The sequence below is a fragment of the Streptomyces sp. NPDC059169 genome, from assembly GCF_042755225.1.
In the GTDB taxonomy this organism is placed as follows: domain Bacteria; phylum Actinomycetota; class Actinomycetes; order Streptomycetales; family Streptomycetaceae; genus Streptomyces.
The window spans coordinates 138,623-146,920 of the sequence record NZ_JBHZCF010000021.1; the positions used below are offsets into that span (position 1 = coordinate 138,623).

The following is an 8,298-nucleotide window of genomic DNA, read 5'->3' on the forward strand; positions in this document are numbered from 1 at the left end:
AACGGAAGCGGACGGCATGAGCGAGTACGCGGGCAGGCCCTCCGGCCTGATCGGCACGCAGATCGCGGGCTACCGGGTGGAGCGCGAGATCGGCCGCGGCGGCATGGCCGTGGTCTACCGGGCGAAGGACCTGCGTCTCGACCGCACCGTCGCACTCAAGCTGCTCGCCCCCGAGCTCGCCCGCAACGACACCTTCAGGCGCCGGTTCACCCATGAGTCGCGGGTGGCGGCGGCCATCGACCATCCCCACATCGTGCCGATCTTCGAGGCCGGGGAGACCGAAGGCGTCCTGTACATCGCCATGCGGTACGTTTCCGGTCTGGACCTGAGGGCGCTGCTCGACCGGGACGGCCCGCTGCCCTTTCCGACCGCCGTCCGTGTCGCCGCCCAGGTGGCCTCGGCCCTCGATGCGGCCCACGAGCACGACCTGGTCCACAGGGACGTCAAACCCGGCAACATCCTGGTTGCCAAGGGCACCGACAGCGAGCATCCCGAACACGTCTACCTCACGGACTTCGGGCTGACGAAGAAGTCGCTGTCGTTGACGGGGTTCACCACCGTGGGCGAATTCGTCGGCACGCTCGACTACGTCGCGCCGGAACAGATCTCGGGCCGTCCGGTGGACGGCCGCTGTGACCTCTACAGCCTCGCCTGCGTGGTCTACGAAACACTCACCGGCCGGCCGCCCTTCCAGCGAGAGGAGGACCTGGCGCTGCTGTGGGCGCACCAGTACGACCAGCCGCCTCCGCTGAGCGAAAAGCGGCCGGGGCTCCGACCCGCCGTGGACGACGTGCTTGGCAAGGCCCTGTCGAAGGTCCCGGACGACCGCTACGGCTCGTGTCTCGAGTTCGTGGCGGCCCTGCGCGCCACCGACACCGGTGGTGCACCGAAGGGGGCCCGTCCACCGACCCAGGTGGACGCACTGGTCGCGGCGTCCACCGAAGATCCGGAGCACCCCGGTTCGCCGCCGGAACCACCGGCCTGGGCACGTCCCGTCTTCAGGGCGCTGCCGGACTGAGCGTCCCGGGGGAGGGAACGCCCGCGCTCCGGAGCCGAGTCGGCAGCCGGCCGCACGCGGCGCCGGGGCGCGGGCGCCCACGGCGACAATGAGGCGCACGTCCGTTCCACCGCGCACGCCTGGTGTACCTGCATCCTCACCCCGCGGACCACCCTAATTCACTACGCGATCACGCCTCCCGCACGTGACAATCAAGGCCCACCAACGGGAGGAACACATGAGCCAGGACCACCTGACTCTCCACGAGCTGCTACCGCAACAGGAGTTGGCGGCAGCCGTCGAAGCGGGTCACATCACCCGCAAGCGGCACCCCGAACTGCCGCTCTCCATCTACACGTACACGAGGACGTGCCAGTACGAGCGCGCATGGAACCACGTGACCACACGCTGCCGGGGCCTGGTCGCCGATGACGTCACCGGCGAGGTCGTCGCGCTGCCGCTGCCGAAGTTCTTCAACGTCGGTGAGCACGCATCCGATCAGCCGTACGCGCCGGCCCTCCCGGACGAGCCGTTCGAGGTGTACGACAAGGTCGACGGCAGCCTCGCCGTGGTGTTCCACTACGCCGGCCGGTGGCGCGTCGCTTCCAAGGGATCGTTCATCAGCACCCAGGCGCGGTGGGCACAGCGCCTGCTCGACGGCAAGGACACCTCCGCCCTGGTGCCCGGTGTGACCTACCTGGCCGAGATCCTCTACCCGCAGAACCGCATCGTCGTCGACTACGGGGACCGCCGGGACCTCGTGCTGCTCGCCGCCTTCGCCAAGGACGGCACGGAGATCGCGCTGGCGCGGGTCGCCGGGGAATGGGCCGGCATCGGCTCGGTCGTCACCGTCTGGCCTGCCATGCCACTCGCTGATCTGCTCGCCCTGGCCGAGTCCAATCGGCTGCCCGGCGGGCGCACCGCCACGGGCACCGACGCAGAGGGCTTCGTGCTGCGCTTCGCCTCGGGCGTGCGCGCCAAGGCCAAGCTGTCCGAGTACGTACGGCTCCACAAGGTGCTCACCGGCGTCACGGAGCGGGACGTCTGGCGCAGCCACGGCATCCAGCGCTTCGCCGGACTGCCCGCCAAGCAGGTCGCACAGGCACTGAACTGCTCGGTGGCGGACATCGACGCCTCGGGTGGAAAGCCCTTGGACGCGCTGCTCGAACAGGTCCCGGACGAGTTCGACGCCTGGGTGCGCGAGGTGATCGCGCGGATCGAGCAGGAGGTCGCCGACCGCGAGCATGCGATCGACGAGGCGTTCCGGTCCCTGGCCGGTCTCACGGGAGACCGCGCCGCGTTCGCCCGTGCGGTGCGCCGGCTGCCCGATCCCGCCGTCCGCCCCGCGGTGTTCCAGCGCCTCGACGGGCGTACCACCGTACTCATGACCTACCGCTTCGCCCGGCCCGAGGCGGCCGACCCCTTCACCACCGACGAGGAGAACTGAGCGTGCCCGTAGTACACGTCATGACGGGGCTCCCGGCCTCCGGGAAGACGACCGCTGCGCGCGGCCTCCAAACGGCGGCCGGCGGCCGGATGCGCCGGGTCAACCTCGACGACCTGAGGGCGATGCTCGACGTTCCGGCGCCCGAGCGCGGTCGGTCCCACGCGCACGAGCAGACCGTGCTGGCCATCCAGGACGCAGCCGTTCGTACGGCGGTCGACGACGGGTTCGATGTCGTGGTGGACAACACCCACCTGACCCCGTACATCCCCAAGCGGCTGAAGGCGGCGGTGGCCGGGCAGGCCACCTTCGTGGTGCACGACTTCACCGACGTTCCGCTCGAGGAGTGCATACGGCGCGACGCGGCGCGGCCCCAGGCGGTCGGCGAGGAGATCATCCGGATACTGGCCGACAAGCACGCGAAGGCCAAGCGGGGCGGCTGGGCACTCACCGACGCCTGGCTCAACGACCAGCCCGCGGTCGAGCCCTACACGGTCGACCCGGCACTGCCCGCCGCGGTGATGTGCGACATCGACGGCACGCTCGCCCTGCGGGGCGACCGCGGGCCGTACGACTTCACCCGCTGCGACGAGGACCTTCTCAACGTGTCGGTACGCGGTGCCCTGCACTCCTTCCGCCGTGCCGACGGCGACGTCATCGTCCTGCTCTCGGGCCGCGGCGAGGAGCACCGGGAGAGGACCGAGGAGTGGCTGCGTCGGCATGACGTCCCGTACGACGAGCTGTGGATGCGGGCCGCCGGTGACGGCCGCCGCGACGACGTCGTGAAGGCGGAGCTCTTCGACCGGCACGTCCGCCGCCGCTTCGCCGTGCGGGTGTCCCTCGACGACCGGGACCGCGTCGTCGCCGTCTGGCGGCGCATGGGGCTGCCGACCTGGCAGGTCAACTACGGCGACTTCTGACGGGGGTTCGGGGCCGGGAGAGTGATTCCCGGACCTCGACACCCCGGGGCCCACCCCCGTGTCGGTGGAGGAGCGGGGCGAACGTCCGTGCGGTGCCCGGACGTTCGCCGAGCGACGAGGGCGCGCGGTCATCGGAGATATTGCGGGCCGGTGACGACGCACCGGTGACGAGCTGCCGTCGGGACGGTCCGCGAGGGACCGGACCGCCCGGCAGGGGATTCCGCCGTGCGGATCCGGTGTCACGCGGTCGTAGTGCGGGGCCGTGGGTCAAGTCGTTCCTGGTGCGGCTCGCGTCCGCGGCGGCCGGCCACGCCTGATCTTGGATCTCCACGCCCCGGACACGCAGGGCGGTCGGGGAGGGATCCTCCGGGAACGAGGACGGGCGTGCCCAGATTCCTGCTGGTCGCCGTCCCGTCGCAGGCCGTCTCCTCCAGCTCGGCCGGGCATCCGGCCGAGCGAGGCCCAGGGGAGCCACCGCGCGTCACGAACCGTCCGGGCCCGTGGGGCGGTCGTCCCACGGGAAGTAGAGGGCGGCCTTCTCGAGCATGTGCGACGCATAGGCCCGGCCCACGAGCGGGACGCCCCGGTAGTAGCCCACACGGCCCTGGGACACGTCCACGACCACCGGGCGCGCGAAGCAGGCGAAGCGATTGCGCTGCTGTTCCTCCGCCCAGCGCATCGCCGCCGGGTCCACCCACTCGCCCACGAGGACGGGGAAAGCCGCCACCCCGGTCTGCAACCCCACCGGCAGCCCCCCCTTGTTCGCCCGGGCGTGGTCGAGGACCTGCCGGGTGAAGGCCTCGATGACGGGCACCGTGACCACGGGGACCGTTGCCGCCACCGTGAACAGGTGCAGCCTCGTAGCCGCCCACCGTATGCGGAAGTCGGCCCGGCGGCCGACGAGCACGGGGCCGCCTTCCCACTGTTCCCGACGGGGAGCGCAGCCGTCCGCCGCCAATCGGTGCTCGACGAGTTCGAGGTAGGTCCTTGCTGCTGATGCTTCTGCCACGACCAGATCATCGCGCAGGGGGTCCGACGCAGCGGTACCGGGGCCCGGGTGCCCTCCTGACCGTGCTGCTCGGAGCCGGCGGGGGGCGTAGCGGCGGGCGGAGGGACGCAACGCCCTGTCGCGAGAGCGTTGCCCCGTCTTGCACGGTTGGGTGTGGTGGGTTTTGTCAAGTCCCGATTGGTCGGTACGTGACGGTGGTGTGGGGGGTGGGGCGTACTGGTGGTGTGGTCCTCGTCGGAATGGGGCGGGGGCTGGCGGGAGGGCGGATGTCGTTGGTTGGGGTTCGTTCTTTCTGGTGGTCGGGTGTTTTCGTGTGGTGGTTGTCGGCTGGTGTTGGTGCTGGTTGGGGCTGCTGGTGGGTCCCCTGCGGGTAGGGGCCCCATCCCCGTCGGGCCACCGGCCCGACCACGCGGGACACACCCCAACCCACCTTCACCCAGGGACGGCCGCTTGCGCCCCTCGGCGGTGTCGCGCACCTGGGGCAGTACGCCGGGACCTCCCAACTTCCCCTCTCAAGAACGTCTTTCGCCCTGAAAGGAGACCGTCATGTCCACACGTGCTTGGAGTCGCCCCGTCCTGCTGGTGGTGGCCTCACTGGCGATCGCCTCCGGCACTGCCTGCGCCGCGGACGTCCCGCAGCACGTGATCACGGGCGTGGGGCATGCCGCCGGTGCCGGCGGCCTCCTCGGACGGCTGATCGAGTGCGGCGGCGGAGTGCACGGAGGGGTGGGTGGCGCCGGTGGCGCCCCCGCCGAACCCGGAGCCTCCGGAGGGCCCGGTCTGGCGGGCTGTTTGCCGCTGGGCGAGCTGCCGGACAAGGCCGGGCACGACCTGTCGGTGGTGGACAAGGTGCACGTCGTCCTCATCGTTCTGTCCGGTGACACGACCGTTGCCGACGTGGCCGAGAAGTACCGGGTCCCGGAGAGCGAAGTGGAGACCTGGCAGCGGCAGTTCCTGGGCGGCGACTGGCCGGCGTTGATCAGGGCCGACGTGTTGCCCCCCTCATGAGGCGGACCGCGCACGGACGTGGCCGGCATCTCCGGGGCCGCTCCCACCGGCCCGACCGGAGCCGGGATGCTCGGGGCTCCGGGACCCGGTCGCCTCTGCCCTCCCGCCCCGACCGATGGCGCACCGCGATCGTCTGCGACATCTGTTCCCGACCGGTACACCGGGCGTTGTGGCTTGACCGTGGACCGGAGTGAGGCGCGCCGCGTCGAGATCGCCCACACTCCGGCCGACAGGGCCCCCTCACCCGCGGGAGGGCCCGTTCACCGCCAGGCGCTACGGTCACCCGCGACGGTTCCGATCGCGCCGGCCACGAGGAACCACCACTGCCCGGCACCGGGCCGGGGCCGGATCGTCCATCGGACGGGCGTGGCGCGGTCGCGGGTGCCGGGCGGGTCACCGGCGCGGTGCCCTCCGCCGCACCACGTGCCGTCACATGGGGGCGAGGGTCTGCTCGGCCCAGATCGTCTTGCCGGTGGGCGTGTGGCGGGTACCCCAGCGTTCGGTGAGCTGGGCGACGAGGAGGAGACCGCGACCGCCCTCGTCGTAGGTGCGAGCCCGGCGGAGGTGGGGCGTGGTGTTGCTGGAGTCGAAGACCTCGCTGATGAGGGTGGCGTGGTCGTGGATGAGGCGCAGATGGATGGGCGGGTGGCCGTAGCGGATCGCGTTGGTGACGAGTTCGCTCACGATGAGCTCGGTGGTGAAGACGGCGTGGTCGAGGCCCCAGGCTGTGAGTTGGCGGGTGGTGTGTTGGCGGGCCTGCGCCACGATGGCGGGATCGGGGCTGAGTTCCCAGGTGGCGACGTTGTGGGAGGGGAGGGTGCGCGTACGGCCGATGAGCAGGGCGATGTCGTCGTCGGGCGGGTGGGTGAGGAGCCGGGTCAGCACCCGGTCGCAGACGGTGTCGAGGGTGGTGGAGGGGTGGGTGAGAGCGGCGAACAGAGTGTCGAGGGCCTCGTCGATGTCGCGCTCACGGGTCTGGAGGAGGCCATCGGTGTAGAGGGCGAGGAGAGACCCTTCGGGCAGTTCGGTTTCGGCGGTCTCGAAGGGGAGCCCGCCGAGTCCCAGCGGGGGCCCCGGGGGAACGTCCAGGAAATAGGCGTCGTTGTCCGGGGTGACGACGATCGGCGGAGGGTGTCCGGCACGGGCCAGGGTGCAGCGCCTGGTGATGGGGTCGTACACGGCGTACAGGCACGTGGTGCCGATACCGCTCGCCGTGTCGCTGCCCGTGGTGGTGGTCTCGTCGGCGGAGAGATGGATGACGAGGTCGTCGAGGTGGGTGAGAAGTTCGTCGGGGGGCAGGTCGACGTCGGCCAGGGTGCGTACCGCGGTACGCAAACGGCCCATGGTCGCCGAGGCGCGGATGCCGTGGCCGACGACATCGCCGACGACGAGGGCGATGCGGGCACCGGACAGCGGGATGACGTCGAACCAGTCACCGCCGATGCCGGCCGGCCCCCCGGCCGGCAGGTAGCGGGTCGCGATCTCCAGAGCTGCCTGGTCGGGCAGGGTCTGCGGGAGCAGACTGCGCTGCAGGGTCATCGTGGAGGTGCGGTCACGGGCTCTGCGGCGCGCTGCGTGGATACCGGCCGCCGCCCGGCCGGCGATCTCCGCGGCCCGCTCCACCTCCTCGTGGGCGAAGGGGCGGGTGCGGCTGCGACCGAGCACGGCGATGCCGAGCGTCATGCCACCGGCGAGCAAGGGGACCAGCAGCAGTGAACGGATCCCCGTTCCGGTGATCCACGCCGCCTGGGAGTCCATGCCGACCCATCGCACCACCGTGGGACCGGCCGCGTCGCAGACGATCCCCTGGCGCGTGCCCAGGCACGCGGCCACCGGCGACCACGCCGGGCACACCGCCTCCTGTCCCAGTCCCGCCAACAACACCGCCTCCCCGCCCACCTCTGGTGCGCACCGCACCCCCATCCGCCGCAGCCCCACGACGCCGCCACCGACGCCGCCCCGGGCCGCACCGGGCGCTCCGGAACCGTCCAGAGCGCTGCCGGGGCCGGACCCGGCAGCGGTGTCGGCGTGCGGACGGCCCCCACCACCGTCGGTGGGCGCCTCCCAGGGCTGTTCGAGCAGATCGACGACGGCCACATCGGCGAGGCCCGGCACGAACCTGTCGGCCAGTTCCCGTGCGCCCTCCGCGACGTTGCTGCCGCCGATGGCCGAGGAGGTGCCGGTGCCCGTACCTCCCGGTGCGGGCGGTCGCTGCTCTGCCGTCGGCCGCGGGTGCACCGCAAGGCAGACCCCACACGGCCGCCCCTCCCCGTCCCGCACCACACCCACCGAACCGGACCACTTCCCGGCACCACCAGCGCCCCGTCCTACCGGGGGGACCGGCACGTCCAGCGACTGCGGTTCCCCCGTATCCAGCACCTGCCGCATCCCGCGCTCGACCGCTTCGCCCCTCCGGTCAGGCACGATGTGCGCCCACCGCAGGCCCAGCACCTCGTCCTCGGTCCGAGACAGCAGGAGTTCCATCCCGGCGTTGGCCCGAACCAGCCGGAGATCCGCTCCGAACACGGCCAGCGCACAGGGCGACTGGACGAACGCCCACTCTCCGAAGCCCGTCCCTGCCCCGGCGCCCGCCGGACCGGCGGGCGGTTGCGCCGCGCCGGGGCGCTCACCAGGAGAGGCGGGAAGCCGATCCATCTCCACTCACCTCACCCTCGCCGCCCCGCGAAAGGCGTGGACCACCACAATCACAGCCTTCCCGACCAGCATGATCCTCCACCACCGGGAACACCACTGCTGGGCCACCGGCCGTCGCCGATGGCGCAGGGCGTTCCCCCCCGAAGGGACCCCCCCGCCCCCATCGCCCCCTCCCCTCCCCCGACCCCAACCCCACCCTTTCGCCGCGGCCCCCCTTTTCCCCCCCCCACCCACACACGCCAACCCCTCCCGCTTCCCCCGGGGC

At 71.8% G+C, this 8,298-nt stretch carries 6 protein-coding genes; 4 read left to right on the forward strand and 2 right to left on the reverse strand.

Annotated features, from left to right (window positions below):
• Positions 1–16: 16 nt before the first annotated feature.
• From ACFXOM_RS31030 to ACFXOM_RS31040, 3 genes are all read left to right on the forward strand, one after another.
• Positions 17–1,018 (forward strand): serine/threonine-protein kinase, encoded by a 1,002-nt coding sequence (locus ACFXOM_RS31030; RefSeq protein WP_385040627.1) that lies wholly within the window; start codon positions 17–19, stop codon positions 1,016–1,018.
• Between the two features lie 217 nt (positions 1,019–1,235).
• A complete protein-coding gene (locus ACFXOM_RS31035; RefSeq protein WP_384941439.1) occupies positions 1,236–2,444 on the forward strand; it encodes a T4 RnlA family RNA ligase in 1,209 nt (402 codons plus the stop codon).
• A 2-nt stretch (positions 2,445–2,446) separates the two neighbouring features.
• A complete protein-coding gene (locus ACFXOM_RS31040) occupies positions 2,447–3,361 on the forward strand; it encodes an AAA family ATPase (protein WP_385040619.1) in 915 nt (304 codons plus the stop codon).
• Between the two features lie 481 nt (positions 3,362–3,842).
• On the opposite strand, the gene ACFXOM_RS31045 is transcribed toward ACFXOM_RS31040, so the two are convergent.
• Positions 3,843–4,370 carry a levansucrase gene (locus ACFXOM_RS31045; protein WP_385040621.1) on the reverse strand — a complete coding sequence of 176 codons (528 nt, stop codon included), beginning with the start codon at positions 4,368–4,370 and terminating at the stop codon, positions 3,843–3,845.
• A 546-nt stretch (positions 4,371–4,916) separates the two neighbouring features.
• On the opposite strand from ACFXOM_RS31045, the gene ACFXOM_RS31050 reads away from it, so the two are divergent.
• Positions 4,917–5,378, forward strand: coding sequence for a hypothetical protein (locus ACFXOM_RS31050; protein ID WP_385040624.1), 462 nt, complete (start codon positions 4,917–4,919; stop codon positions 5,376–5,378).
• A 429-nt stretch (positions 5,379–5,807) separates the two neighbouring features.
• Here the strand turns inward: ACFXOM_RS31050 and ACFXOM_RS31055 are convergent, their stop codons facing one another.
• Complete coding sequence (locus ACFXOM_RS31055; protein ID WP_384944547.1) at positions 5,808–8,033, reverse strand: SpoIIE family protein phosphatase; 2,226 nt, start codon at positions 8,031–8,033, stop codon at positions 5,808–5,810.
• Between the last annotated feature and the right edge of the window lie 265 nt (positions 8,034–8,298).

Excerpts from the sequence above, each read along its gene's own strand:
- ACFXOM_RS31030 (WP_385040627.1), top strand. The coding sequence starts at position 17 with ATGAGCGAGTACGCGGGCAGGCCCTCCGGCCTGATCGGCACGCAGATC.
- ACFXOM_RS31035 (WP_384941439.1), top strand. The coding sequence starts at position 1,236 with ATGAGCCAGGACCACCTGACTCTCCACGAGCTGCTACCGCAACAGGAG.
- ACFXOM_RS31050 (WP_385040624.1), top strand. The coding sequence starts at position 4,917 with ATGTCCACACGTGCTTGGAGTCGCCCCGTCCTGCTGGTGGTGGCCTCA.
- ACFXOM_RS31055 (WP_384944547.1), bottom strand. The coding sequence starts at position 8,033 with ATGGATCGGCTTCCCGCCTCTCCTGGTGAGCGCCCCGGCGCGGCGCAA.